This window comes from Pseudomonadota bacterium (genome assembly GCA_013285445.1).
In the GTDB taxonomy this organism is placed as follows: domain Bacteria; phylum Pseudomonadota; class Gammaproteobacteria; order Xanthomonadales; family Wenzhouxiangellaceae; genus Wenzhouxiangella.
Window position 1 is genome coordinate 154,303 of sequence record CP053448.1, and the last position, 23,313, is coordinate 177,615.

Genomic DNA, 23,313 nt, shown 5'->3' on the forward strand with positions numbered 1-23,313 from the left:
CGCCGCTCAGCCGTCGAGCATGGCTTTGAGCGCCGCGATGGTGTCCATCGCATACTCGGCCGTGGCCTCCTCGCTGCCGTGGCGGGCCGGCCAGACAATGGCGTCCTCGGGTAGCTCGTCGATAAAGCGGCTGGGTGCGGTCTTGACGACTTCGCCGCCGCGCCGGCGCCGGCGGGCGTAGCTGATGGCCAGCCGTCGCTCGGCGCGGGTGATGCCGACATACATCAGCCGTCGCTCTTCCTCGATGGTGTCCTCGTCGACCGAGCGGCTGTGCGGCATCAGGCCTTCCTCGCAACCGGCCAGCCACACGCGCGGAAACTCCAGGCCCTTGGCCGCGTGCAGGGTCATCAGGCGCACCAGGTCGGCGCCGTCGTTGCGGTCGTCGTCCGGGCCGGCGGCCAGCGACACGCGCGCGATCAGTTCCTCGCCGGAGTTGACGTCGGCGGCCAGGCGCTCGACCCAACCGGTCAGATCCTTGATCGACCGGCGCCGGCGGTCGGCCTTTTTCGGATCGTCGTCGGTGCCGACCAGCCAGTCGAGATAGCCGATGTGCTCGATCATCTCGGTGTAGGTTTCACCGATGCTGCCGCGCGCGGCCCGGTCCTTGAATTCGATCAGCATGTTGGTGAACGAACGGAAACCGCGCGCGGCCTGGGTGGGTAGTTCGGATTGGAAGATCGGCTCGAGCGCGGCCTCGAACAGGCTCTTGCCGGTGGCTTCGGCGTAGGTGGCCAGGCGCGCCATCGCACTTGAGCCCAGCCCGCGGCGCGGCGCGTTGGCCACGCGCATGAACGCCGGGTTGTCGTCCGGGTTGACCAGCAGCCGCAGGTAGGCCAGGCAATCGCGCACTTCGCGCGCGTCGAACCAGCTCGGGCCGCCGGAAACCACGAAGGGCAGGCCGTACTCGCGCAGCTGCTGCTCGATGGCGCGGGCCTGGAAATTGGAGCGGTACAGCACCGCGCAGTCGCCGAAGCGGGCGTGGCCACCGTGCACCTCGGTAACGACAGCGCGCGCGATCGACTCGGCCTCGTCGGCTTCGTCGGCGTACTCATCGATCCTGATCTTCTCGCCCGGACCGTGTTCGCTCCACAGATTCTTTTCGAACTGGTGCGGGTTGCAGCGGATGACCGCGTTTGCGGCAGTCAGTATGTAGCCGGTGGAGCGATAGTTCTGCTCGAGCTTGACCACGGCAAGATTCGGCCAGTCGGTCTTCAGGCTGGCCAGGTTTTCCGGGCGCGCGCCGCGCCAGCCGTAGATCGACTGGTCGTCGTCGCCGACGGCGGTGAAGGCCCCGGTGTCGGCGGCCAGGCGCCCGAGCAGCCGGTACTGTGCCCCGGAGGTGTCCTGGTATTCGTCGATCAGCAGGTATTTTAGCTTGTGGCGCCAGCGCGTTCGAATGACCGGGTCTTCGAGCATGCCGGCCGGGATGCCGATGAGATCGTCGAAGTCGACCGCGTTGAGTGCCGCCAGGCGCTCCTGGTAGCCGGCGTAGATTGCGGCGGCGCGGGCGGCGTTTTCGCTGCTTGCCGCGGTCAGCGCCTGCTCGGGGCTGAGCCCGGCGTCCTTGTAGCGGCCGATGCCGGCCTGCACGGCATAAACCATGTCGTTGGGCGCGCCCGAGGGCAGCAGCTCGCGCACCAGGTCGCCGGCCGAATGCTGGTCGAGAATGCTCAGGCCCTTGCGTCGCCCGGCCGCTTCCGGCTCGGAGCGCAGAATCTGCCAGCCCAGGGAATGGAAGGTCGAGACGGTCAGGCCTTCGATGCGCTTGCGGCCCAGACGCTTGCCGATGCGCGCCTTCATCTCGCGCGCGGCCTTGTTGGTGAAGGTGATCGCCGCGATCTCGCCCGCCCCGTAATGACCCTGGTCGATTAGCCAGGCGATCTTTTCGGTGATCACGCGCGTCTTGCCCGAGCCCGCGCCGGCCAGGACCAGCAGCGGCGTGTCGATATGCTTGACCGCGGCACGCTGGGCCGGGTTGAGTTTGATGGCGGGCTTGGACATGGGCGCGGCATTTTACTGGATGGACGATTCTACCCGCCGGAAAATTTGCTCTCCGGCGGCGCTCCTGGAACCTGACCCCTGAACCCTTTCCTTAAAACGATATACTCCCACCCATGCGACCCCTTCTGACCCTGACCCTCTTCCTGGCCGTGTCGATTGCCAGTTCAGCGGCCCCCGGCGCCGATATCACGCGCATCGAGCTCGTCCAGCGTGAGGAGGTGGTGCTCAAGCACCAGCAGTTCGTCGGCAACACCCGCGCCCAGGCCAAGCGGGCGGGGGTGATCCGCAGGGTGCCGCAGCTCTACGTGTACTTCACCGACTTCAGCACGGCCTGGCACCTGCATGGCTACCGGAACGGATTCGAGCGGGAACTGGCGCTGACCTATAACCACGGGCGCCGCGAGCGCTCGATGGTGGAGATCGACCAGCTGCTCGAGCGCACCCTCACGCCCGGGGGCGAGGCCTTCGGCGTGGACGACCTGCCGGGCGCCGACATCTACCTGCTGCTTTACGCGCGCTCGGGCTGCGAGGACTGCGTGCAGATGCGGCAGGGCCTCGACGACTGGCTGGCCGGACAGCCCTCTCTGAAGGCGGTCTGGGTCGATATCTGGCTGGATCCGCGCGGGGAAGGCTGATTCACGCGCGCGATGGCGAAGCTCTACTTCTATTACTCGACCATGAACGCCGGCAAGACCACGGTCCTGCTGCAGTCGGCCTACAACTACCTCGAGCGCGGCATGCGCCCGCTGCTGATCAGCCCGGCCATCGACGATCGCGCCGGCAAGGGCGTGATCCGCTCGCGCGTCGGCATCGAGCAGCCCGCGCTGGCGGTCGGCGGCGATGACGACCTGTTCGAGCTGGTCCACGACGCGCTCGCCTCGGGCAACATCCACTGCGTGCTCACCGACGAGTCGCAGTTCTTGACCCGCGAACAAGTCTACCAGCTGACCGAAATCGTCGACCGCCTGAAGATCCCGGTGCTGGCCTTCGGTCTGCGCACGGATTTTCGCGGCGAACTGTTCGAGGGCAGCCAGTTTCTGCTGGCCTGGGCCGACGAACTCAGGGAGCTCAAGACCATCTGCCACACCGGCTCGAAGGCCACGATGGTCGTGCGCGTCGACGAAAACGGCTACGCCGTGACCGACGGCGCACAGGTCGAGATCGGCGGCAACGACCGCTACGTGCCGGTCAGCCGGCGCGAATTCAAGCTGGTCTTCTACGGCGGCAAGAAGGTGCGCGACTTCGAGCCGGTGCAGACAGAAACCCAGCGGAACCTGCTCGGCAACTGAAATCAGACAGACCGCGCGGTGCGCGTTGAGGTGCCGAAAGTCATGACTTGCGCTTTTGCGGTTGTGGTCGGCCGGTTGCCCCGCTATACAGGGGGCATGAACGAACAGTGGAAGCAAGCTGCACGTGAGTTGCTGACCGATCCGCTGGCCTGGGCGTCCTATGCCGCCTGGGTGGCGGTCTGGCTGTCGGTCACCGGCGTCTTCGGCTGGTCGACCATGCGCTGGTGGGTCGATGCCCTGCTGGTCCTCTTTCTGCTGGCCTGGCTGGGCTGCCTGCTCGACGACGTGATCGGTCGCCGACTTGTCGATCTGTTGCTGGCGGCGCTGACGGTGCTGACCCTGGCCATCCTGTGGGTGACGCCCTCTGGCTCCACGCCCATTTTGCTGATTCTGCTGGCGACCCAGTTTGCGCATCGCTTCGAATCGCCTGCCCTGGTCGCCGCTCTGGTCGCGACCAACGTGGTTTTCGCGGCGATTCTGGTGCTGGTCTGGGACGCGAACCCGCGCAACGTCGCCCTGTCGCTGATGGGATTTGTCGCCTTCCAGCTGTTTGCCGTGATGGTCATGCGCAACGCGCGTCGCGCCGAGCAGATGGCCGAGCAGCTCCGATCGGTCAATGCCCGGCTGATGGCCACGCGTTCGCTGCTTGACGAAACCGCCCGTGACCGGGAGCGCCTGCGCCTTTCGCGCGAACTGCATGATGTGGCCGGTCACAAGCTGACCGCGCTCAAGCTCAACCTGCGTGGCCTGGCGCGAAACCTGGAAGGCAGCGTCGCCGGCCAGATCGAAAACGCCTCCGCCCTGGCCGACGAGCTGCTGCAGGATCTGCGATCGGTGGTCCGTCATCTGCGCGAGAGCGAGGGAATCGATCTGGTCGAAAGCCTCGAGGAGCTGGCAAGGCCCTTTCCCCGACCGCGCCTGGTACTCGACGTGGACGACACGGCCCGGGTCCCCCGGGCCGACCAGGCCGAAGTCCTGCTGCGCGTCGTCCAGGAAGCGCTCACCAACGCCGCGCGGCACGGCCCGGCCGAAACCCTGCGTGTCCGCCTCGAGCGAAAGACCGACCGCCTGTTCCTGACCATCGGGGACGACGGTCGCGCGCCGGATCGAATCCGGCCGGGCCATGGACTGACCGGCATGCGCGAACGCCTGGCCGAGCTTGGCGGCACGCTGGAGATCGAACGCGGTGCGGCCGGTGGACTGGAGCTGGTCGCCACCCTGCCCCTGGAGCCCTACCCATGAGCATCCGCGTTGCGCTGGCCGACGATCAGGGCCTGGTTCGCGAAGGGCTGAAGTCGGTGATCAACGAGATGAAGGACATGCAGGTCGCGATCGAGGCATCCGCGGGCGAGCCGCTGCTGGCGGCCCTGGACGAACAGGACGTGGACCTTGTGGTCTGCGACATTCGAATGCCGGGCGTCGACGGCATCGAGCTGTGCCGGCGGCTCTCGCAGCGGGACAATACACCGCCGGTGCTGCTGCTGACCACCTTCGACGACAGCGCGCTGATGCTGGCCGCCGCCGAGGCCGGGGCTCGGGGTTTCGCGCTCAAGGACATTTCTCCGGATGATCTCGAAGAACTGATGCGCGCGCTTGTCGCCGGCGAGACCCGGCTGCAGCCGGTCTGCACCGATCGCGTGGCCGAGCGCTATCGCTACCGCGACGACTCGCCGCCGGTCGACCGCTTTTCCGAGCGCGAAATCGAGATCCTGCGCCTGCTCGCCGGCGGCTATTCCAACAAGGAGATCGCGCGCGCCATTCACCTGGCCGAGGGCACGGTCAAGAACTACGTCTCCGACATCCTCGACAAGCTCAACACCCGCGACCGGACGCGAGCGGTGCTAAAAGCCATCACCCTGCAGATCATCTGAAGGGCCGGAAAAACGGCGCCCGTCGTCCCGGAAAAGACCGACCGGCATCCGGCATTGCCTTCGTGACGCAATCCACTCCCGGTAGGCCGGGGTCGCATCCCCGACGGACGAGGCTCAGTCGGCTCTCAGTCGCTCGCGGTCGTGGGTCCGGTGAAAGTCCAGCGCCGGACCGACCGGCACGATGTAGTGTGGATTGATCGTGGCGTGGCTGCCGTAGTAGTGCAGCTTGATGGCGTGAAAATCGACCGTTTCTGCAATCCCCGGCATCTGGAACAGCTCGCGCAGGTAGTTCGACAGGTGCGGGTAGTCTTCGATGCGGCGAATGTTGCACTTGAAGTGGCCGACGTAGACGGCGTCGAACCGAATGAGGGTGGTAAACAGACGCCAGTCGGCCTCGGTCAGGCGTGTGCCGCACAGGTAGCGGTCAGTACTCAGCCGTTCCTCGAGCTCGTCCAGCGTTTCGAACAGCGGAAGAACCGCTTCCTCGTAGGCGTCCTGGGTGGTGGCGAAGCCGGCCTTGTAGACGCCGTTGTTGACACGGTGATAGACCGCCTCATTGATGGCGTCGATCTGCTCGTGCAGGTCCTCGGGATAGTAATCGCCTTCGGCGGCACCGACCTGATCAAAGGCCGAGTTGAACATGCGTATGATTTCGGCCGATTCGTTGGAGACGATGGTGGCTGTCTCGCGGTCCCACAGCGTCGGCACCACGACCCGGCCGCTGTAGTCGGGTTGCGCCGCGGTATAAACCTGATGCAGATAGTCAGCGTTGTGGATCGGATCGGGCGTGACCTTGTAGCCGTCTTCGAAGGTCCAGCCGTTTTCACGCATGATCGGGTTGACCACCGAAACGCTGATCATGCCTTCGAGGCCCTTGAGCCTGCGAAAGATCAGAGTGCGATGTGCCCAGGGACAGGCATAGGCGACATAGAGATGATAGCGCCCGGGCTCGGCCTTGAATCCGCCTTTTCCCGAAGGGCCCGGAGAGCCGTCAGCCGTGATCCAGTTGCGAAAGGCCGACTCGCTGCGCTTGAAGCGCCCGTCGGTTGAATCCGTGTCGTACCAGCGATCGTGCCACTTGCCGTCCACCAGAAGGCCCATGCATTCTCCGGGGTGAAAACATCAACGGCGTTATGGTAACAAGTTCCGGGCGGCACCCGGATGACCCCGTCACGGACCGGCCGTGCGCTTTGGTGTCAGTTGCCGATCAGTCGCCGCGAAAGTTTGGCAACGGCGTCACGATAGCCCCCGCCGAAGAGGTTGGCGTGATTGAGCAGGTGGTAGAGCTTGTAGAACGGGCGCCGCTGCTCCCATCCCGTCTCCAGCGGCCAGCCGGCCTGGTAGGCCTGGAAAAACTCCGGCGCAAAGCCGCCGAACAGGTCGGCCATGGCCAGGTCGCATTCGCGATCGGCGTAATGAACGGCGGGGTCGTAGACGACCGGACGCTCGCCGAGTGCGGCGGCATTACCCCGCCACAGATCGCCGTGAATGAGCGAGGCTTGCGGACGGTAGCCGCGGGTGAGCCGCAGCCAGGCCTGGACGACTTCGTTGCGAAGGTCGGGCCACGCGCCGCCGTCCTGGCGGTTGATCAGGCGGTTGAACTGGTGGACCAGGCGCTGCTCGGCAAAGAACTCGCGCCAGTCATCGCTGCTGCGGTTGGGCTGTGGCGTGCGGCCGAGATAATTGTTGCGCCGCCAGCCGAAGTGCTCGCCGGTATGCTGGTGAAGAGCGGCCAGTTCTGTGCCCAGGGTGCGATCAGCCCGCTCGCTGCGCTCCTGCAGGTCGAGATACTCCAGCGCCAGCCATGTGAAACGATCCTGAAGGCCCCGCTTGATGACACCGGGCACCCGGACCGTGCCGGTTTCGCGCAGCGCCTCCAGTCCGTCGGCTTCGGCCGACAACAGCCCAGCCTGGCCCAGCGGCAGGGTCTTGAGAAAGATCCATCCGTCGTGCGACTGCAGGACGTAGGTCTGGGCAATGTCGCCACCGCTGATCGGCAGCACGCGCAGGCCATGCTCGTCGATCCCGATGCCCCGGGCGATGGCCGCGGCATGCTCGAGGTCAACCCCCACGACAGCGCTCCGGCTCCGATCGAGCCTGGCGGCGCATCAGCCGCTGACGTAGCGTTCGAGCTGCTCGATCAGTTGACGCTGATCACCGATCACGGCGTTGACCAGATCACCAATGGACACCACGCCAAGCAGCTCGCCGTCTTCGACCACCGGCAGGTGCCGGATTCGCTTGCTCGTCATCAGCGCCAGGCCTTCATCAGCCGTGGCCCGGGGTGAAATGGTAATGGCCGGCGAGGAGCAGATATCGCCGACCGCGGTTTCGCGCGACGAGCGGCCGTCGAGAATGACCTTGCGCGCATAGTCGCGCTCGGAAAACACGCCATGCAGTTTGCCGTCGTCGAGCACCACCAGGGCACCGATCCCCTTGAGGGCCATCAGGCGAATGGCTTCATAGACCGTGTTTTCGGGCGTGACCGACCAGATAGTCCCGCCCTTTTCTTTCAGGATCTGGCGAATCGTGTGCATGCATCCGTCCTCGTTCGCGTCATGGCCGACACCCGGAAGTATAGGGCTGCATTGCACAGCGGGCAAACACCGCTGCCGCGGCAACAACACCGCGCTGGCTACTTGCCGATACAGAAACTCGCGAAAATCCGGCCGAGCAGCTCGTCGGAACTCATCCGGCCGGTAATCTCGCCCAGGGCTTCGGCGGCCAGGCGCAGCTCTTCGGCCAGAAGTTCGCCTGAACCGCTTGCCGCCAGCTCGGCCTGGCCGCGGCGCAGATGTTCGCCGGCGCGCTCGATGGCCTCCACGTGGCGCCGGCGCGCCGAGAACTCGTCGCCGGTCTCGGTCACGCCCAGCTCGTCGATAACCATTTGTTCCAGCAGCTCCACACCGTCACCGGTCCGCGCCGAAAGCCGGACGTGGCGCTCGCGGCGCGACGGCGTCTCGCCGATCAAATCAATCTTGTTGTCGATCCGGATCAGCGGCACATGCCCCGCCGGCGGCGGCTGCGATCCCGGCTCGGTGACGTCAACGACCCAGAAGATGAGGTCCGCCGACTGCATCTCGCGCTCGGCGCGACGCACGCCTTCGGATTCGATCCGGTCATCGGTTTCCCGCAAACCGGCGGTGTCGGCCACCACCACGGGCAGGCCACCCATGGAGACCCTCTCGCGCAGGACATCGCGGGTGGTGCCTGGCACCTCGGTCACGATCGCTGCCTCGCGCCGGCTGAGCGCGTTGAGCAGGCTGGACTTGCCGGCATTGGGCCGGCCGGCAATGGCAATACGCACACCGCCGGTCAGCAATCGACCGGTTCCGGCCCGGGCCAGCAGCGTCTGCTGCCTGCGGCACAGTTCACTCACCCGTTCACCGACCTGGCCATCAGCCAGGAAATCGACGTCCTCGTCGGCAAAGTCCAGCGCCGCCTCGACCCAGACCCGCAGTTCCACCAGCGCATCAGCGAGTGCGTCCACCTCGCTCGAAAAAGCACCCTCCAGGCTGCGGTGCGCCGCCCGTGCCGCCGTGCCGGTGGCCGCATCGATCAGGTCGGCGACGGCCTCGGCCTGGGCCAGGTCCATGCGGCCATTGAGAAACGCGCGCTGGCTGAACTCGCCCGGGCCGGCCCGCCGGGCCCCGTATTCAACGCAGACCGACACGATCATCTCGAGCACAACCGGTGAGCCGTGGCCGTGCAGCTCGACCACGTCCTCGCCGGTAAAGGAATTCGGCGCGGGAAAGACCAGCACCAGGCCGGTGTCCAGGCTGGTACCGCCGCTGTCGCGAAAGCTGCGCAGAGCCGCCCGGCGTGGCGATGGCAGCGGCCCGCACAGTCTTTCGCCAATGGCAGGACTGCCCGGGCCGGACAGCCGCACCACCCCGACGCCGCCCCGGCCCGCCGGCGTGGCGACCGCAACAATGGTGTCGGTGGCCTGGTCCATGACTGGGGATTCTGCCATGAGGGGTGAGGTTTGTTGGTTTGTTGGTGCGTTGGGGCGCCAGCTTTCATCGAAGCCGGCGCAATCGAGGCCGTATTATCCAGTTGCGGGCAACGCCGAGAATCTGTCGAAAACGCCGTGTTTCTCGACCGAGCCATGGCGAAGGCTCAGGCGCTATCTCCGTTAAGCCTCGGAGCGCTCTGGTCCTGCAGACCCACCGCGTCTTGCGAGCGCGTTTTTGGGTACTGTTGCCGCGCGAGGCAACAGCACCTCGCCCAAAGCGCCTGCGAAGCAGGCCGGGCGAAACCGCCTTTGACGTGTCGAAGCCGCCAGGCCGTCCGGTGGCATCAACCCCGGCACGCGCCGCCGCTCAGCGCCGCTTGCGTTCCTCTTCCCGGTCGAGCCGCTTGAGGATATACCACTGCTGGGCCAGCGAGACGCCCGCGTTGGTCGCCCAGTACAGGACCAGCCCGGCGGGGAACAGCGCGAACAGGAAGGCGAAGATCACTGGCAGCCACTGCATGATCCGACGCTGCATCGGGTCCATGCCGGCCGCCGGCATCAGCCGCTGGGTGATGATCATGAAAACGCCGTTGAGGACCGGCAGGATGAAGTACGGGTCCGGCCGGCTCAGATCGGGAACCCACAGAAACGGGGTCTGGCGCAGCTCGACCGATTCGAGCAGCACCCAGTAGAGCGAGATAAAGATCGGTATCTGAACCAGGATCGGCAGACAGCCGCCGAGCGGGTTGACCTTTTCTTTCTTGTAGATCTCCATCATGGCCTGACCGAACTTCTGCCGGTCATCGCCATAGCGTTCCTTGAGCTGCTGGATACGCGGCTGCAGCTTGCGCAGTTTGCCCATGGAGCGGAACTGGGCTTCGGTCAGCTTGTAGAACACCAGCTTGATGAGCAGGGTCAGCACGACAATCGACCAGCCCCAGTGGTTCATCACCACGTGGATCTTGTCGAGGGCCCAGAACAGGGGTCGCGAGATGATGGTGAAAAAGCGGTAGTCCACGGTCAGCCGCAGGCCGGGGGCGATCTCGTCGAGACGATTCTGCAGCTTCGGACCGGCGTACAGCCGCGCGCTGAAGCGGTGTTGCCCGCCCGGCGCCACGGTGACCTGGGGTGAGGTTGCCGCCAGCAGGTAACGCGGCAGCTGCGCACCTTCGATGTGGCGCGTCGTGTAGCGGTGGCGCTGATCGGCCGGCGGAATCCAGGCCGCCAGGAAATAGTGCTGGATCATGGCGGCCCAGCCCGCGGTGATGGTGTTTTCATAGGCGCTGGACTGGATCTGGTCCCACGACAGTTTCTTCAGCGCCTGTTCGGGAGAATAGACCGCGGCGCCGTTGTAGCTGAACCGCTCGGGGTTGGTAAAGGCGAACCCGCCGTTGCTCAGATCGGGCCGGGTGCGCTGGAGCTGCAGATAGCGCGCGCCCTGCCAGGCCGTATCGCTGTTGTTGATCAGCTCGAACTCCAGGTCGATCACGTAATCGCCGCGGTAGAACACCCAGGTGGCGATCGCCTCCAGGCCGCTTTCGTGCCGCCAGCGCAGCGGCACCTCGAGTCGGTCCTGGCCCGGCTCGAGCGTGTATCGATCGCGATCGAATCGCCAGGCCGTGCGATGGTTGGGCGCGGGATGATCAGCGCTGACCAGCCCGGCCTGGGCGACATAGAGCTCAGGCAAATCCTCGACCAGCAGCACGAATGGCGTGTCCGGCCGGTCGACGCTGACCGGATAATCCTTCAGCCGCAGGTCGACCAGGGTGCCGCCATTGGCGTCCACATCGACGGCAAACACGTCGGTGACCACCTCGATACGCCGGCTGGCCCGCGTTTCAGTCAGCTGTGGCCTGGCGTCTTCGGCGGTCTGGGTAGTATCCGGGTCATCGGCGAAATCGGGCACATCGGGTAGATCGGCGACGGCTGGCCGATCATCGCCTTCAGCGCTGATATCCTGATCACGGCCGGCGTCGAGCGGGCGCTCGCCGGTTTGCTGCGACTCGCTGCTTGGGCGCGGCGGCGGCGCATAGTCCTTTTGCCACTCGACGTAGAGCAGCAGGCCAAGCAGGCCCAGGAGCAACAGAAAGAAACTGCGGGTATTCATGGATGATCGCTAAACCGCTGCCATAGTTGATCGAGCGTTTGCCGCAGCCGGCAGGTTTCGGCACCGGCCGCCTCGGGACGCGCCACAACCACGTAATCTGCGACCGGGAGCGCCTCGCGCCAGTGTCGGAAGGACTCCCTGATCTGCCGCCTGATGCGATTTCGCTCCACGGCACGTGGCGAGACCCTGCGCGAGACAGCCAGGCCCAGACGGGTCTGCTGTGACGGCGCGTAGTGTACCCGGAACAGGGCGTTGCTGTGTGCCTTGCGCGTTTCGAAAACGCGCTTGAACTCACCACCCGAGCACAGTCGCGCACTGCGCGGCAGCCCCAGGCGGCCACTCATCAGTGGGGCTTAGCGTCCCGGACCGGCGGCCAGCCGCTTGCGTCCCTTGGCTCGACGGGCATTGATGATGGCTCGGCCGGAACGGGTCGCCATGCGGGCGCGGAAGCCGTGACGGCGCAGTCGCTTGATCTTGCTGGGCTGAAATGTGCGTTTCATGTTTCAATCCTGGGCACGGGTTGTAGTATGGTGTCGTCAAAGCGCCGGTTGTTGCCGGACGCCAGTCCATGGACTTTGAGCTCCCAAGGGCAACAACCGCTTGCCGATGACATCCGGCAGTCAGGCCACCCCATTGGCGACAAAAGACTTCAATATTACGGCCTATTGCAAGGTTATGTCAATGTTGGCACGCAACAGCGAGCGCAGGGACCGGCTGCGAGGGAGCGCCGGATCAGGCGGGATGAATTCCTCGGTCAACACGACTAGACTGGGCAACTTATGACCGAGCAACAGCAGCACAACAGCCTGACCGATCTCTGGCAACAGTGCCTGGCCCGGCTTGAGCACGAGGTGCCCCTTGAAGAGCTCAACACCTGGATTCGGCCGCTGCAGCTCGGCGACAACGGTGGCCGGAGTGTGCGCCTGACCGCGCCCAATGATCTGGTCCGGGAGCAGGTATCTGCACACTATCTCGAAATGGTACGGGAATTTTTCGTTCACCATGGCTTCACGCCCGAGGCTGTCACCATCGAGGTCGGCCAGCGCTCCGCTCCGCAGCGCGGCCTCAGCAGCGCCCGGCGCGGTGGCGCGTTCGGTCTCGACGATCGCTACTGCTTCGAAAATTTTGTCCTCGGCAAGTCCAACGAACTGGCCTTTGCCGCCGCCAAGCAGGTTGCCAACAGCCCCGGCAAGGCCTATAACCCGCTACTGCTCTACGGCAGCACCGGACTGGGCAAGACCCACCTGCTGCATGCAGCCGGCCGGCATGTTGCGGGACACAACGGTGAGTCCCGCGTGATGTATCTGCATTCCGAGAAGTTCGTCAGCGAGATGATCCAGGCCCTCAGGCGCGACAGCATCGACGCGTTCAAGCGCCGCTATCGCACCGTCGACACCCTGCTGATCGATGACATTCAGTTCTTTGCCGGCAAGGACCGCTCGCAGGAAGAGTTTTTCCACACCTTCAACGCGCTGCTGGAATCGAGACAGCAGATTATCCTGACCTGCGACCGCTATCCGAAAGAAGTTGACGGTATCGAGTCCCGTCTGCGCTCGCGCTTTGGCTGGGGCCTGACCGTATCGATTGAGCCACCCGACTTTGAAACCCGCGTCGCCATTCTCCAGAAGAAGGCCTGCGAGCGCGGGCTTGACCTTGATGAAGAGGTGGCCTGTCTGGTGGCCCGGCGCATTCGCTCGCACGTGCGCGACCTCGAGGGCGCACTGAACTCGCTGATCGCGCATGCCCGCTTTTCGGGCCGGCCGATCGATCTCGACTACACCCAGGAGATCCTGCGTGACGTGCTCGCGGTCCATGACCGCCTGATCACGATCGAAAATATCCAGAAAGTCGTGGCCGACTACTATCAGCTGCGCGTGACCGACCTGCTTTCGCGACGCCGCAACCGCTCGATTGCCAGACCTCGCCAGATGGCCATGTTCCTGGCCAAGGAACTGACCGAGCACTCCCTGCCCGAGATTGGCAACGCTTTTGGCGGCCGCGACCACACGACAGTGCTGCATGCCTGTCGTAAAATTGAGAGCTTATGTGAATCCGACGGGCGCCTGCGCGAGGAGCGCGCGCGACTGACGCGCGAATTGTCCAGTTAGGTGCGCAGCAGGTGGGTAAGCTGTGGATAACAATGCAAGGCTTGGTTGTCCACAGGCCATGCACAAATAGACGGGCATGTTGCTGTTTGTTTTATGGCTGTTCAAGTTATTGAATGTAAATGTTTTTTTTTGTTCTCAACAGCTTCAACAGGCCCTATTACTACTGTGTTTTCTTGAATATAACAAACAGAAACAGTCGAATCACTGCCGGTAGAAGAAGGAGCAATAATGAAGTTCTCGATTCCACGTGAAGCCATGCTGGCCCCGATTTCGCAGGTGGTCAACGTGGTTGAGCGCCGGCAAACCCTGCCGGTTCTGGCCAACTTTCTGATCGAGGCGGTCGATGAGGGTCTGCGTATCACGGGCACGGACATGGAAGTGGAGGTGGTCGCCCGAGCCAGCGCGGAGGTCGCCCAGACCGGAAGCATCACCGTACCGGCCCGCAAGCTGGTCGATATTTGCCGGGCACTGCCGGAGGGGGTCCAGCTTGACGTTCAGCTCAACGAAGACAAGCTGGCGCTGCACGCAGGTCGCAGCCGTTTTACGCTGTCGACCCTGCCGGCCAGCGAATTTCCGTCCAGCGATCAATCCGAAACGCTGCAGGGATATGAGGTCAGCCAGAAGACCTTGCGCTGGTTGCTCGAGAAAACCGCATTCGCGATGGCGCAGCAGGATGTCCGCCATTATCTCAACGGTTTGCTGCTGGAGTTTCGGGACGGACAGGTGCGCGCTGTGGCAACGGACGGTCATCGTCTGGCCCTGGCCGAAAGCGCGGCCGAGGTGGGCGGTGATGTTCGTGCGGTGATCGTGCCCCGCAAGGGCGTGATGGAAATGAACCGTATCCTGGAGGATGTCGACGAGCCGCTGCAGGTCAAGCTGGGACAGGGGTTCTTGCGCGTGGATCGTGAGCGAGTGGTGATGACCACCAAGCTGATCGACGGCCGCTTCCCGGATTATGAGGCAGTCATCCCCCTGATCAGCGATCAGCCGGTGCTCGCCGGACGGCATGAGCTGGCGCATGCGCTGCAGCGCGCGGCCATTCTGTCCAACGAAAAATACCGTGGCGTGCGGCTGGAGCTGCTGCCGGATACGCTTCGGATCATTGCCCATAACCCCCAGCAGGAAGAGGCCACGGAGGAAATCGAGGCGGAGCATTCCCTTGACAACCTCAAGGTTGGTTTCAACGTCAACTATCTGCTTGACGCGCTGGGCTCAATGGAGGGTGAGAAGGTCGCGATTTCGCTCAAGGACGCCAGCAGCTCGTGTCTGGTGACCGACCCCGACAGCGACGCGGTTCGTCAGGTGGTCATGCCGCTCAAGCTGTAGGCCCGTATGCGCCGTGTTTTTCGAAAGCCGGGGCTGCGCGCCCGCCGATCGATGAAGCATGCGAGCTAGCGGCGGGCCACCTGCGGCCTGTGCGCTGCTGGTCCGGGTGCCCTGTTGAGTCTGGATCGACTGTCGATCCGGGGCGTGCGCAATCTCGAAGCGGTCGAGCTGGAGCCGGCCGACGGCATGAACTGGCTGTTCGGTCCCAACGGCGCGGGCAAGACCAGCGTGCTGGAGGCGATTTACCTGCTGGCGCGCGGCCGGTCCTTTCGTTCGACCCGCGTTGCGCGCATCATTCAGTATGGATCAAACCAGCTGTCGGTGGTTGTGCGCCGGTCCGATACGGGTAAGCGACTGGGTGTCGAACGGAACGCTGATGGCTGGCGCGGCCGGATCGACGGCCGAGATTCGCAGCGCATCAGCGAGTTTGCCGCCTGGTTGCCGCTGGTCCTGGTCGAGCCGGGCAGTCATGCGCTGATTGAAGGGGGGCCGGAGCAGCGTCGACGCTTTGTGGACTGGCAGTTGTTCCACGTGGAACCGGATTACCTCGGCACCTGGCAACGATTCGCGAGAGCGTTGCGCCAGCGCAATGCCGCGCTGAAGTCCGTGGCGCCGGGGGCGGTCCTCGATGCGCTGGAGCCGCTGCTGATCGACCGGGCCGAGGAGATGACCCGGGCGCGGGCCCTGTTGGCGGAGCGACTGCAGGTCACCCTTGGCCGGATCGAGGAGGAGCTTGCTTTTCGCTTGCCGGGGCCGCTCACGCTGCGCTATCGCCCGGGCTATCGTGGCGATGACCTGGCCAAGCTGCTGCGCGAGGGCCGCTCGCGCGACCGTGAGCGTGGCTTCACCCGGCTGGGTCCGCATCGGGCAGACCTGGAAATTCGCTGCAATGAACAGCCATCAGCCGAGATGTCGCGCGGACAGCAGAAGCTGGCCGCGGTGGCGCTTCTCCTGGCGCAGTTTCGTCTGCTCCAGGAAGGTCAGTCACTGGCGCCGATACTCCTGGTTGACGATCCCGTCTCCGAGCTGGATCGGCCCCATCTGGAGCGATTGCTGTCCTGGCTGTGCGCCCGGACGACGCAGTGCTGGGTGACCTCGACCGAGCGGGTGGATGTACCGGCGCGGTGGTTCCACGTGGAACAGGGCCGGGTCTCGCCAGTGATATAATTCGACACTCATGCCCGCTGCTCGGGCTCAGGCGTTTCATTACCCCCGGATTGTTCAGCTCATGGCGCAAGACGACTACGGCTCAATCAACATCAAGGTACTCAAGGGGCTGGACGCGGTTCGCAAGCGTCCCGGCATGTACATTGGTGATACCGACGACGGCACCGGGCTTCACCACATGGTCTTCGAGGTGGTCGACAACGCCATCGACGAGGCCCTGGCGGGCTACTGCGACCGGATCCGCGTGATTCTCCATGGCGACGGGGCGGTCAGCGTGATCGACAACGGGCGCGGCATTCCGGTCGACCATCACGCCGAAGAAGGCCGCTCGGCGGCGGAAGTGATCATGACGGTGCTGCACGCCGGCGGCAAGTTCGATGACGATTCCTACAAGGTCTCAGGCGGCCTTCACGGGGTGGGCGTTTCTGTGGTCAATGCCCTGTCCGAACACCTCGAGATGGTGATCCACCGACAGGGCCGGCGCTGGTATCAATCCTACCGGATGGGCGTGCCTGAAGCACCGCTGCAGGCGACGGGGACGAGCGACCAAACCGGTACCGAGATTCGGTTTCTGCCGAGTCGCGAAACGTTTTCCGATACCGAGTTTCACTACGATGTTCTTGCCAAGCGCCTGCGTGAACTGAGTTTTCTCAATTCCGGGGTTCACATCGAGCTGATCGACGAACGCACCGGCAAGCATGACACGTTCCGGTATGAGGGCGGTATCCGCTCTTTTGTGCAGCATCTCAGCGGAAAGAAAAGCCCGCTGCATCCGACAACCCTGCACTTCGAGCAGGATGTCGAGGGCGTGAGCGTGGAGGCGGCGCTGCAGTGGACGGACGCCTACCAGGAATCCGTGTTCTGCTTCACCAACACGATCCCGCAGAAGGATGGCGGCACCCATCTGGCGGGTTTTCGCTCGGCGCTGACGCGCACCATCAACCACTACATCGAGGAAGAAGGACTGGCCAAGAAGGCCAAAGTCAACACGACCGGCGATGACTGCCGGGAGGGACTGATTGCCGTGCTTTCGGTCAAGGTCCCGGATCCGAAGTTTTCTTCGCAAACCAAGGACAAGCTGGTTTCTTCCGACGTCAAGCCCGTTGTCGAATCGGTGGTTGCCGACAAGCTGCGCGATTTTCTTCTCGAGCAGCCACAGGAGGCGCGGGTCATCGTCGGCAAGGTGATCGAGGCGGCACGAGCGCGCGAGGCGGCACGCAAGGCCCGGGACATGACGCGCCGCAAGGGCGTGCTCGATGTGGCCGGCTTGCCCGGCAAGCTGGCCGACTGCCAGGAGAAGGACCCGGCGCTGTCAGAGCTGTTCATCGTCGAGGGGGATTCCGCCGGCGGTTCGGCCAAGCAGGGCCGGAACCGCAAGTACCAGGCCATCCTGCCGCTGAAGGGCAAGATTCTAAACGTCGAAAAGGCGCGCTTTGACAAGATGCTGGCCTCGGCCGAGGTTGGTACCCTGATCACGGCGCTGGGGACCGGTATCGGCAAGGACGAATTCGACATCGGCAAACTGCGCTACCACCGCATCATCATCATGACCGATGCCGATGTCGATGGCTCGCATATTCGAACGCTGTTGCTGACGTTTTTCTATCGCCAGATGCCGGAGCTCATCGAGCGGGGCCATATCTATATCGCCCAGCCGCCGCTCTACAAGATCAAGCAGGGCAAGCAGGAGTGGTACCTCAAAGACGAAGCGGAAATGAATCGCTATCTGCTCGAACGCGCGCTCGACGGCGCCCGGCTGTTCCCGTCGGACGATGGCCCGCCGATCGAGGCCACTGCGCTGGCCGAGCTGTTGAAGAACTTCCAGCAGGCCCGCCTGGTAGCCGACCGGCTCAAGTTGCGATACGATCCTGACGTAATAGATCAACTTACTGATTTTGAACCATTTTCTATCGATGACGCCGCTTCCTTCGGGGGGTGGTCGGAACGGTTCACCGAGCGGCTGCGTGCGGCTACACCAGCCGGCGTGCGCTGGGCGCTGCAGCCGCTGACCGGCGGTGGCGTCGTGATTTCGCGCCATGCGCAGGGCGTGATTCAGAACACCGCCCTGGATTCCTCGTTCTTCCACTCGCCCGAGTACCGCCACCTGGCGCGGGTGGGTGAGGCCGTGCATGACCTGTTCGGGCCGGGTGCGCGGGTCGAACGCGGCAACCAGGCTCATCCGGTCACGCGCTTTGCCGAGGTTTTTGACTGGCTGATGGCCGAGTCACGCAAGGGTCGCTCATTTCAGCGTTTCAAGGGACTCGGCGAGATGAACCCCGAACAGCTCTGGGAGACCACCGTCAACCCCGAAACCCGACGACTGCTGCGAGTCGCCATCGAGGACGCAGTCGCCGCCGACGAGATATTCGCCACCCTGATGGGCAATGAGGTCGAGCCGCGACGCAACTTCATCGAAGACAACGCGCTGCAGGTCTCCAATCTGGATGTCTGATCGGTCGCCAGACCGAGGTCGCGCGCGGCCGGTCGCGGTCAGGTTTTACTTCACCGTGCTCAGGGCCGCCTTGAGGCTGTCGCACGCCGGCGTGTCTGCGTCGGGCGCGGGGCCAACGACGCAGCGTCTGACGCCCGCGTGCTGGGCGGCTTCAATCAGCGTTGAGTCGCTGCACATGAGGGTCAGCTCCTCGGTCTTGCGGCCATAGCGCCGCGCAATTCCCCCGAATTCACTTTTCTGCGCGTCCCGGCGACTGAACAGCCCGGTTTCGACGTAGAGCACGCCGTCGAGCTCGCCGCCGGCCCGTGAGAACAGCTGGTGGAACTGCTGCTGCAAGGCGAGGTCGAGATCCACGTTGCGCCGCGTGGGCCGCCAGCTGCGCGGCCTCGGTGCGACCAGCAGCACCCGGTGCCCCTGACGCTGGAAGACCACCAGCTCTTCGATCCGCTGGGCATCCGGCGTTTCGCCGCGTCCCAGCAGCAGGGCCCGCTCGACCAGTACCGGCGCTGACGGGACCGCCATCATCGGCCAAGGCGCGCCACGTCGGCGATACGCAGGAACAGCGCGCGCAGCTGCGCCAGCAGCGCCAGGCGATTGTGCTGCAGCACCGGGTCATCACACATGACCATCACCTCGTCGAAGAAGCGGTCGACCGGTTCACGCAGCAGCGCCAATGCGGCCAGGGCCTGCGGGTAGTCGCTGTTGCTCAGACATGCGTTGACCCGTTCTTCGGTTTCAGAGATGGCTTCGTTCAGCGCGGATTCTGCAGCCTCCTGCATCAAACTGCCGTCAACGTTCTTGATTTGTTCGGTTTTTGCCTGTTTCAGCAGATTGCTGGCACGCTTGTTGGCGGCCACCAGGGCGCCCATGGCCGGGTCTTCGGCGACCTGTTGCACTGCTCGTGACCGGGCCATGAAATCGGCGATCGGGCCGGGCTGTCCGGCCGCCACAGCATGCACGGTGTTGGTCTCGATGCCCTGTTCTGCGGCCCAGTGCCGCAGGCGCTCGAAGATGAACTGCTCGACCTCTTCGAGCAGTTCCTGATCAATCCTGATGGTATCGCCCAGCACCTCGGCGGCGGCTTCAAGGAGGGCGTGCAGCGTCGTGCTGCTGTCGCTGGCCTCGAGCAGGCGAACGACGCCGAGCGCGGCACGGCGCAGGGCAAACGGATCCTTCCCGCCTCTGGGCCGCTGGCCGGCAGCAAATGCGCCGAGCAGGGTATCGAGGCGGTCAGCCAGCGCCAGCGCCTGTCCAGGCGCGTCCCCGGGCAGCGCATCGCCGGCCTGGCGCGGCTGGTAGTGACTTTCAATGGCTGCCGCAACCGCTTCTGGTTCGCCGCTGGCCAGCGCATAGTGACGACCCATCACGCCCTGCAGTTCGGGAAACTCGCCGACCATTTCGGTGACCAGATCGCATTTGCACAACCCGGCTGCACGCAGGGCGGTTTCCAGGTCGGCGTTGACGGCTGCTGCGGTCGTCCGGACCAGTTGTTCGATTCGACGGACCTTGTCACCGACGCTGCCGAGCTTTTCCTGAAACAGGATCTGCTCGAGCTGCTCGCGCCTCGCGGCCAGGGGGGCCCGACGATCCTGGTCCCAGAAAAAGCGTGCGTCGGCCAGGCGGGGTCGCACGACACGCTCAAAGCCGGCTGTCATGAGCGCGACGTCTTGGCTTTCGATATTGGCCACGGCAATAAAGCGTGATGCCAGCCGCCCGCGGTCATCGCGCAGCGCAAAACTTTTCTGATGCTGCTGGAGCGAGCAGATCAGGGCTTCCTCGGGGACCGCCAGGAAATCGTCGTCGAAGTGGCCCAGCACGGCCACCGGCCATTCGGTCAGACCGGCGACTTCCTCGACCAGGGCAGGATCGAGCACGGCCTGCAGCCCGGCCTGGTCGGCCAGCGATCGGGCCTGTTCGACAATTCGAGTGCGTCGCCGTTGCGGGTCGACCAGCACTTTAAGTTGCTCGAGCAGGGCTTCGTAGTCACTGCTGGCGCCGATCTCGTGCCAGCCGCCGGCATGGATGCGATGGCCGCGCGTGTCCCGGCCGGCCTGCAGCCCGAAACAGGCAAGATCAATCGTCTCCTCACCATGCAGCGCCACCAGCCAGCGCACCGGACGAAGAAAGCGATCGTCGCGATCCGACCAGCGCATGGAGCGGGCGCCGGCCATGGACCGGATGGTGGACTCGAACAGGTCCGGCAACAGCTCGCCCAGCGTCCGACCCGGCTGCTCGATCCGCGCGAACAACCAGCGGCCCTGCTCGTTTTCGACCCGCTCGAGCTCGGCCACCGGTCTTCCGACGCTGCGAGCAAAGCCTTGTGCTGCACGAGTCGGATTGCCGTCGGCGTCGAACGCCACGGCTTCTGCCGGGCCCTTGCGCTGAAGCACCTGGTCGGCCTGGCGCGATCGGACCGCCGGAATGCGCACCGCCAGGCGGCGCGGCGTGCAGAGACGGTCAATCGAATCGGTCGCGTCGATCAGTCCGGCGTCCAGAAGTCCCGAAGCCAGGCCCTCGGCGAGAAGTTCAAGCTGTGGCGCCAGCTGGCTGGCCGGCAGCTCCTCGCATCCGATCTCGATGAGCAGGTCGGCTTTCCGGCTCATGCCGGCTCCCCGGTCTGTTGCGCGAGGCCCGGGAAACCCAGTGATTCGCGACGGGCATGATAGCGCTCGGCGACGCGCCGTGAAATGTCGCGCACGCGCAAGATATAGCGCTGCCGCTCGGTCACCGAAATGGCCTGCCGGGCATCAAGGAGGTTGAAGGTATGCGAGGCTTTGAGCACCTGATCGTAGGCCGGCAGCGGCAGGTCGGCCTCGACCAGTCGCACGGCTTCCCGATGACAGGTATCGAACCAGGCGAACAGGCTGTCAACATCGGCCTGCTCGAAGTTGTAGGCTGACTGCTCGACCTCGTTTTGGTGGAACACGTCGCCGTAGGTCACCGGGCCGAACGGTCCTTCTGTCCAGACCAGGTCGTAGACGCTGTCGACGCCCTGCAGATACATCGCCAGGCGCTCCAGCCCGTAGGTCAGTTCGCCCATGACCGGTTTGCAGGGCAGACCGCCGGCCTGCTGAAAATAGGTGAACTGCGTGACCTCCATGCCGTTGAGCCAGACCTCCCAGCCCAGCCCCCAGGCACCCAGAGTCGGCGACTCCCAGTTGTCCTCGACAAACCGGATGTCGTGGATTCCCGGATCAATACCGACCGCATCGAGCGAGCCAAGGTAGCGTTCCTGGAAGTCCAGCGGCGAGGGCTTCATGACAACCTGGTACTGGTAGTAATGCTGCAAGCGGTTGGGGTTTTCACCGTACCGGCCATCGGTCGGCCGCCGGCACGGCTGGATATAGGCGGCGTTCCAGGGTTCCGGGCCGATCGCGCGCAGGAAGGTGGCCGGGTGGAAGGTGCCGGCTCCGACCTCGATATCAAGTGGCGCGGTCAGTACGCAGCCCTGCTCGGCCCAGTATCGATCCAGGCGGCGTATGAAGTCCTGAAAGTACACGAATAGGTGTCGGCGTTGTCGGGCAGAGGCTAAGTATAACGGCCGATGATCGATTCGTATCGCTTGATCAGGCTATCATGGCGCTCGGCACTGCCGGGACGGGTTTCGACCGGTTCGGCTGACAGGCTTGAAACGAGGAAAGAATGGCGATGCGACTGCTTTCACCTGGCTTGCTGTTGACCGGCCTGGCGCTGCCAATGCTGGCCTGGGCGTGCTTTACCAGCGAGCGTGCCCGGGATCTCGGCAAGGAGCACCCCGACCTGGACTTTGAAAACCTCGCCCACCAGATGCACGCGCAGCAGCAGATCGACTTCACCTTCGGCGGACCGGCCGACTGCGTTGGCAGCACTGCCGGCGGCTTTGCCTGTCATCAGGTCAGTCTGGCCGGCTGGCTGCCGCTTGACGAGATCGGCGGCGGCGCCAACGGTACCGATAACTGGGGCTGGGTTCATCGCCGAAGCGGCCGCATGTTCGCCCTGATGGGCCGCTCCAACGGCGTGGCCTTCGTCGAAATCACCGATCCTCAAGATCCGCGCTATCTGGGAAATCTGCCGCGCCCGCCCGGCGTTTCCGAAAGCGTGTGGTCCGACATCAAGACCTATCAGGACCATGCCTTTATCGTTGCCGATTCAGTGCAGGGTCATGGAATCTTGGTTTTTGATCTGACGCGCCTGCTCAATGTCGAACCGGACAATCCGCGGACATTCCGCTATGACGCACGCTACGCCGGGGTGTCCGGCGACCATGTACTAAACCGCGCCCACAACATCGCGATCAACGAACGAAGCGGCTTCGCCTATGTCGTCGGCAGCGACAAGTGCAGCGGTGGTCTTTACATGGTCAATATCCAGCAGCCGCTGTCGCCGTCGTATGCCGGCTGCTACGCCGGTGACGGCTACACCCACGACGTCCAGTGCGTCATTTATCACGGACCCGATCAGCGCTATCGCGGCCACGAGATTTGCCTGGCCAGCAACGAAAACAGCCTGACCATCGTGGATGTCACGGACAAGGACACGCCTGAGCTGATCGCCCGGCACCAGTACGATTCGGCTTACGTTCACCAGGGCTGGCTGACCGAGGACCATCGCTATTTTCTGCTCGATGACGAGCTTGACGAGCACCAGGGAATCGTGCCGGCCACCCGCACCCTGATTTTCGATCTGGCCGACCTGCAGGAGGCGCCGCCGCCGGCCGAATACCTGGCCGGTCAGCTGTCGATCGACCATAACCAGTATGTCATCGGCAACTATGTCTTTCAGGCCAACTACGAGAGTGGTCTGCGCATTCTCCGGATTGACGATCCCGCCCGGGCCACCCTGAGCGAGGTGGCCTGGTTCGACACCTATCCGGAAGCCGGGACGGTTACGTTCAACGGCGCTTGGAGTGTCTTTCCCTACTTCGGTAATCCTTACGTGCTGGTGTCGGATATCAATCGCGGTTTGTTTATTCTTCGCATTGATGATCCTGATATTGCCGATGCGTTGCGCAAAGAGCTGCTTGAGGATCGATTCGAGCTTTGAGAGTGGAAGCCCGTT

The 23,313-nt window shown here is 64.2% G+C and carries 20 protein-coding genes; 9 read left to right on the forward strand and 11 right to left on the reverse strand.

All coding sequences use genetic code 11. The features are described 5' to 3' along the window. Window positions 1–6: 6 nt before the first annotated feature. The gene (locus tag HND55_00870; GenBank protein QKK01322.1) at window positions 7–2,001 is read right to left on the reverse strand and encodes a UvrD-helicase domain-containing protein; all 1,995 of its coding nucleotides are present in this window, start codon (window positions 1,999–2,001) and stop codon (window positions 7–9) included. Between the two features lie 113 nt (window positions 2,002–2,114). Between HND55_00870 and HND55_00875 the strand changes: the two genes are divergently transcribed. The 4 genes from HND55_00875 to HND55_00890 all read left to right on the forward strand — a co-directional run bounded on the left by HND55_00875 (window position 2,115) and on the right by HND55_00890 (window position 5,161). Beyond that, window positions 2,115–2,636 (forward strand): hypothetical protein, encoded by a 522-nt coding sequence (locus HND55_00875; protein ID QKK01323.1) that lies wholly within the window; start codon window positions 2,115–2,117, stop codon window positions 2,634–2,636. Between the two features lie 12 nt (window positions 2,637–2,648). Continuing rightward, window positions 2,649–3,290, forward strand: coding sequence for a thymidine kinase (locus HND55_00880; GenBank protein ID QKK01324.1), 642 nt, complete (start codon window positions 2,649–2,651; stop codon window positions 3,288–3,290). Window positions 3,291–3,386: 96 nt separating this feature from the next. Beyond that, window positions 3,387–4,532, forward strand: coding sequence for a sensor histidine kinase (locus HND55_00885; GenBank protein ID QKK01325.1), 1,146 nt, complete (start codon window positions 3,387–3,389; stop codon window positions 4,530–4,532). Continuing rightward, entirely contained in the window at window positions 4,529–5,161 is a 633-nt protein-coding gene (locus HND55_00890) for a response regulator transcription factor (protein QKK01326.1), read from the forward strand. Before HND55_00885 ends, HND55_00890 begins: the two co-directional genes overlap by 4 nt. Before the next feature lie 114 nt (window positions 5,162–5,275). Here the strand turns inward: HND55_00890 and HND55_00895 are convergent, their stop codons facing one another. The 7 genes from HND55_00895 to rpmH form a co-directional block, all read right to left on the reverse strand. Further along, the gene (locus HND55_00895) at window positions 5,276–6,262 is read right to left on the reverse strand and encodes a glutathione S-transferase family protein (GenBank protein ID QKK01327.1); all 987 of its coding nucleotides are present in this window, start codon (window positions 6,260–6,262) and stop codon (window positions 5,276–5,278) included. A gap of 95 nt (window positions 6,263–6,357) precedes the next feature. After that, a complete protein-coding gene (locus tag HND55_00900; GenBank protein QKK01328.1) occupies window positions 6,358–7,233 on the reverse strand; it encodes a fructosamine kinase family protein in 876 nt (291 codons plus the stop codon). A gap of 36 nt (window positions 7,234–7,269) precedes the next feature. Next, window positions 7,270–7,698 carry a CBS domain-containing protein gene (locus HND55_00905; protein QKK01329.1) on the reverse strand — a complete coding sequence of 143 codons (429 nt, stop codon included), beginning with the start codon at window positions 7,696–7,698 and terminating at the stop codon, window positions 7,270–7,272. A 98-nt stretch (window positions 7,699–7,796) separates the two neighbouring features. Continuing rightward, window positions 7,797–9,116: a tRNA uridine-5-carboxymethylaminomethyl(34) synthesis GTPase MnmE gene (gene mnmE / locus HND55_00910; protein ID QKK03936.1), complete on the reverse strand. Its 1,320-nt coding sequence runs from the start codon at window positions 9,114–9,116 to the stop codon at window positions 7,797–7,799. Between the two features lie 367 nt (window positions 9,117–9,483). Further along, entirely contained in the window at window positions 9,484–11,223 is a 1,740-nt protein-coding gene (gene yidC, locus HND55_00915; protein QKK01330.1) for a membrane protein insertase YidC, read from the reverse strand. Further along, window positions 11,220–11,567, reverse strand: a complete 348-nt coding sequence (gene rnpA / locus HND55_00920; protein QKK01331.1) for a ribonuclease P protein component — start codon at window positions 11,565–11,567, stop codon at window positions 11,220–11,222. Before rnpA ends, yidC begins: the two co-directional genes overlap by 4 nt. Window positions 11,568–11,576: 9 nt before the next feature. Continuing rightward, window positions 11,577–11,723, reverse strand: a complete 147-nt coding sequence (gene rpmH, locus HND55_00925) for a 50S ribosomal protein L34 (protein QKK01332.1) — start codon at window positions 11,721–11,723, stop codon at window positions 11,577–11,579. Window positions 11,724–12,029: 306 nt separating this feature from the next. On the opposite strand from rpmH, the gene dnaA reads away from it, so the two are divergent. From dnaA to gyrB, 4 genes are all read left to right on the forward strand, one after another. Next, window positions 12,030–13,331 (forward strand): chromosomal replication initiator protein DnaA, encoded by a 1,302-nt coding sequence (dnaA, locus tag HND55_00930; GenBank protein QKK03937.1) that lies wholly within the window; start codon window positions 12,030–12,032, stop codon window positions 13,329–13,331. 228 nt (window positions 13,332–13,559) lie between these two features. Beyond that, window positions 13,560–14,657, forward strand: a complete 1,098-nt coding sequence (dnaN, locus tag HND55_00935) for a DNA polymerase III subunit beta (protein QKK01333.1) — start codon at window positions 13,560–13,562, stop codon at window positions 14,655–14,657. Window positions 14,658–14,771: 114 nt separating this feature from the next. After that, window positions 14,772–15,824: a DNA replication/repair protein RecF gene (gene recF / locus HND55_00940; protein QKK01334.1), complete on the forward strand. Its 1,053-nt coding sequence runs from the start codon at window positions 14,772–14,774 to the stop codon at window positions 15,822–15,824. Between the two features lie 61 nt (window positions 15,825–15,885). Next, window positions 15,886–18,276, forward strand: a complete 2,391-nt coding sequence (gene gyrB / locus HND55_00945; protein QKK01335.1) for a DNA topoisomerase (ATP-hydrolyzing) subunit B — start codon at window positions 15,886–15,888, stop codon at window positions 18,274–18,276. A gap of 45 nt (window positions 18,277–18,321) precedes the next feature. Here gyrB and HND55_00950 read toward each other — a convergent pair whose 3' ends face one another. Genes HND55_00950 through glyQ form a run of 3 tightly spaced genes read right to left on the reverse strand, consistent with a single transcriptional unit; the run spans window position 18,322 to window position 21,775 of the window. Then, window positions 18,322–18,801, reverse strand: a complete 480-nt coding sequence (locus tag HND55_00950; GenBank protein QKK01336.1) for a hypothetical protein — start codon at window positions 18,799–18,801, stop codon at window positions 18,322–18,324. Continuing rightward, window positions 18,798–20,879, reverse strand: a complete 2,082-nt coding sequence (locus HND55_00955; protein ID QKK01337.1) for a glycine--tRNA ligase subunit beta — start codon at window positions 20,877–20,879, stop codon at window positions 18,798–18,800. Before HND55_00955 ends, HND55_00950 begins: the two co-directional genes overlap by 4 nt. After that, entirely contained in the window at window positions 20,876–21,775 is a 900-nt protein-coding gene (gene glyQ, locus HND55_00960) for a glycine--tRNA ligase subunit alpha (protein ID QKK01338.1), read from the reverse strand. Before glyQ ends, HND55_00955 begins: the two co-directional genes overlap by 4 nt. Window positions 21,776–21,924: 149 nt before the next feature. On the opposite strand from glyQ, the gene HND55_00965 reads away from it, so the two are divergent. Continuing rightward, on the forward strand, window positions 21,925–23,298 hold the full coding sequence (locus HND55_00965; GenBank protein ID QKK01339.1) for a choice-of-anchor B family protein: 1,374 nt from the start codon (window positions 21,925–21,927) through the stop codon (window positions 23,296–23,298). Window positions 23,299–23,313 lie beyond the last annotated feature (15 nt).

Coding starts and splice junctions, on each gene's coding strand:
- HND55_00870 (QKK01322.1), bottom strand. CDS start 2,001: ATGTCCAAGCCCGCCATCAAACTCAACCCGGCCCAGCGTGCCGCGGTC.
- HND55_00875 (QKK01323.1), top strand. CDS start 2,115: ATGCGACCCCTTCTGACCCTGACCCTCTTCCTGGCCGTGTCGATTGCC.
- HND55_00880 (QKK01324.1), top strand. CDS start 2,649: ATGGCGAAGCTCTACTTCTATTACTCGACCATGAACGCCGGCAAGACC.
- HND55_00885 (QKK01325.1), top strand. CDS start 3,387: ATGAACGAACAGTGGAAGCAAGCTGCACGTGAGTTGCTGACCGATCCG.
- HND55_00890 (QKK01326.1), top strand. CDS start 4,529: ATGAGCATCCGCGTTGCGCTGGCCGACGATCAGGGCCTGGTTCGCGAA.
- HND55_00895 (QKK01327.1), bottom strand. CDS start 6,262: ATGGGCCTTCTGGTGGACGGCAAGTGGCACGATCGCTGGTACGACACG.
- HND55_00905 (QKK01329.1), bottom strand. CDS start 7,698: ATGCACACGATTCGCCAGATCCTGAAAGAAAAGGGCGGGACTATCTGG.
- mnmE (QKK03936.1), bottom strand. CDS start 9,116: ATGGACCAGGCCACCGACACCATTGTTGCGGTCGCCACGCCGGCGGGC.
- yidC (QKK01330.1), bottom strand. CDS start 11,223: ATGAATACCCGCAGTTTCTTTCTGTTGCTCCTGGGCCTGCTTGGCCTG.
- rnpA (QKK01331.1), bottom strand. CDS start 11,567: ATGAGTGGCCGCCTGGGGCTGCCGCGCAGTGCGCGACTGTGCTCGGGT.
- rpmH (QKK01332.1), bottom strand. CDS start 11,723: ATGAAACGCACATTTCAGCCCAGCAAGATCAAGCGACTGCGCCGTCAC.
- dnaN (QKK01333.1), top strand. CDS start 13,560: ATGAAGTTCTCGATTCCACGTGAAGCCATGCTGGCCCCGATTTCGCAG.
- gyrB (QKK01335.1), top strand. CDS start 15,886: ATGGCGCAAGACGACTACGGCTCAATCAACATCAAGGTACTCAAGGGG.
- HND55_00950 (QKK01336.1), bottom strand. CDS start 18,801: ATGATGGCGGTCCCGTCAGCGCCGGTACTGGTCGAGCGGGCCCTGCTG.
- HND55_00955 (QKK01337.1), bottom strand. CDS start 20,879: ATGAGCCGGAAAGCCGACCTGCTCATCGAGATCGGATGCGAGGAGCTG.
- HND55_00965 (QKK01339.1), top strand. CDS start 21,925: ATGCGACTGCTTTCACCTGGCTTGCTGTTGACCGGCCTGGCGCTGCCA.